Source organism: Noviherbaspirillum denitrificans (assembly GCF_002211445.1).
In the GTDB taxonomy this organism is placed as follows: Bacteria; Pseudomonadota; Gammaproteobacteria; order Burkholderiales; family Burkholderiaceae_D; genus Noviherbaspirillum; species Noviherbaspirillum denitrificans.
This window is the reverse complement of sequence record NZ_LSTO01000001.1, coordinates 1,130,475-1,131,974: the sequence shown is the minus strand read 5'-3', so window position 1 is coordinate 1,131,974 and position 1,500 is coordinate 1,130,475. Positions and strand designations below refer to the sequence as shown.

Genomic DNA, 1,500 nt, shown 5'->3' with positions numbered 1-1,500 from the left:
TCATGTTCAGATCCCCATTTCCTTGAAGACTTCCTTTGCGGTGCGGAAGCTGTCGATCGCCGCCGGCACGCCGCAATAGATGGCAGCCTGCAGGAAGACTTCCTTGATCTCATCCTTGGTCAGGCCATTGTTGATCGCGCCGCGCACGTGCAGCTTGAGTTCGTGCGGACGGTTCAGGGCGGTAATCATGGCCAGGTTCAGGAAGCTGCGTGTCTTGCGTTCCAGGCCGGGACGGTTCCAGACATCGCCCCAGCAGTATTGGGTGACCAGTTCTTGCATGGCCATGTTAAAGTCGTCGGCATTCTTGATCGACGCGTCGACATACTCGGCACCCAGGACTTCACGACGGGTCTTCAGGCCTTTTTCAAACAGTTCTTGGTTTACTTTGGACATTACTTTTTCCTTAATGGAAGAGGTAGTTTTATTGCAGGGGAACTCCTGCCGTACGAATTGCCATACCAAGTCGGCCAACTTCCGCCTTTAGATGAGCGCGCAGGCCTTCTGGAGTTTGTAACTTTGCTGACGCCGGAGCCGCACCCAAGCCTTCAAATTTTGAAACGACCATTGGATCCGTCAATGCTGCCTGCAAGGCAAAGTTGAGCTTTGCCACCACAGGCGCAGGCGTTCCCGCAGGCGAGTACAGGCCATGCCAAACGACTAACTCGAAGTTCTTCAGACCACTTTCCGTAAAAGTAGGTACGTCCTTCAACGTTGGTATGCGTTCTTTAGTAGCAACAGCGATTGCCTTGATATTGCCCTTTTGTATCCACCCGACAGTGCTGGCGGGTTGATCGCAAATCATGTCGACGTGCCCACCGACCAAATCATTCAGCGCCGGCCCAGTGCCTTTATAGGCAACCTGCATCAGGTTGAGCTTTGTAACGCTGCTGAGCATGACACCGCAAAGGTGACTTGTAGCACCAATGCCGGCGTTGGCAAAGGCGACTTTTCCAGGATTGGCGACAGCGTACTTCACAAGTTCTGAATAAGTATTCGCCGGAAAATCCTTCCTGGCGACTAGGATCATCGGCACGTCCGCAACAGACGCGATGGGCTCAAAGCTATTCTGGGGATCGTAGGGCAACTTTGCGTAGAGACTGGGTGCAGTGGCATGAGCCATGTTGTGAAAGAGGACGGTATACCCGTCTGCAGCCGCCCTCGCCACCCGCGCCGCACCGATAGTTCCGCCTGCGCCGCCTACATTCTCGACGATCACCTGCTGCTTCAATGTATTAGACATCGATGCTGCCAGGATCCGGCCGAGAACATCGGTGGAACCGCCGGCTGGATAGGGAATAATCATTGTGATCGTCTTCCGTGGGAAGTCGTCAGCAATGACATCGGTAACCAGGCCAGTCAAACTCAGGCTAGCGACCAAGGCGCGTGAGAATACCTTCTTCATTTACGTCTCCTTAACAACTCAGTTCTTTCGAGGAGCGTTATGCCTCCTGCTGCACTTAGCACGTACACTTTTGCCCAACGAAACGGTACATCTCGGTA

2 protein-coding genes are annotated in these 1,500 nt (G+C 53.7%); both read right to left on the bottom strand.

The genetic code is table 11. From position 1 onward, the window contains the following. Window positions 1–6: 6 nt before the first annotated feature. Entirely contained in the window at window positions 7–393 is a 387-nt protein-coding gene (gene pcaC / locus AYR66_RS05625) for a 4-carboxymuconolactone decarboxylase (RefSeq protein ID WP_088706711.1), read from the bottom strand. A gap of 28 nt (window positions 394–421) precedes the next feature. Further along, window positions 422–1,402: a tripartite tricarboxylate transporter substrate-binding protein gene (locus AYR66_RS05620; protein ID WP_088706710.1), complete on the bottom strand. Its 981-nt coding sequence runs from the start codon at window positions 1,400–1,402 to the stop codon at window positions 422–424. Window positions 1,403–1,500 lie beyond the last annotated feature (98 nt).

Bases quoted from the DNA above. Each gene is read 5' to 3' on its own strand.
- pcaC (WP_088706711.1), bottom strand. From the start codon at position 393: ATGTCCAAAGTAAACCAAGAACTGTTTGAAAAAGGCCTGAAGACCCGT.
- AYR66_RS05620 (WP_088706710.1), bottom strand. From the start codon at position 1,402: ATGAAGAAGGTATTCTCACGCGCCTTGGTCGCTAGCCTGAGTTTGACT.